General features: G+C 51.8%; 1 protein-coding gene and 1 pseudogene. Both read right to left on the bottom strand.

The features are described from left to right. Positions 1-147 (bottom strand): annotated as a pseudogene (gene gltD, locus ACYP03_RS25075) (glutamate synthase); the annotation flags it as partial. Further along, positions 140-332: hypothetical protein (locus ACYP03_RS25070; protein ID WP_459782537.1), on the bottom strand; the 193-nt coding region annotated here is incomplete at its 5' end. The gene ACYP03_RS25070 and the pseudogene gltD, both read right to left, overlap by 8 nt.

Genomic DNA, 332 nt, shown 5'->3' with positions numbered 1-332 from the left:
ATCCATGCAACGTGAAGCCTGTGTGCCAATTTTGCTGCCGAACTCGTCATTCAGAACGAACTCTTTGTTGTCCTGAATACGTACTTCAGGGGCAATTTTTGACGGCAGTTCACGGCCGTGCTCGAGAAATCCGGTTGCCTTACCCATGGCTCACCTCCAGTGCTTCCTTGTTCTGTGCTTCTGCCGCTGCTTTGCGTTTTTGCAGCACGGCTTTGTAGTCGCGTGGCATCACTTTGACGATGTGCTTGAGGTTTTCCTCAATGTTGCTGAGGAAGGTTTCAGCCACCGTACTGCCGGTCAGTTGCTGATGTCGGGTCAGCATGTCTTTGAGC

It is taken from the genome of Photobacterium sp. R1 (assembly GCF_054600795.1).
Note: the sequence above shows the minus strand (reverse complement) of the source record. Positions and strands in the feature narration are given on the sequence as shown.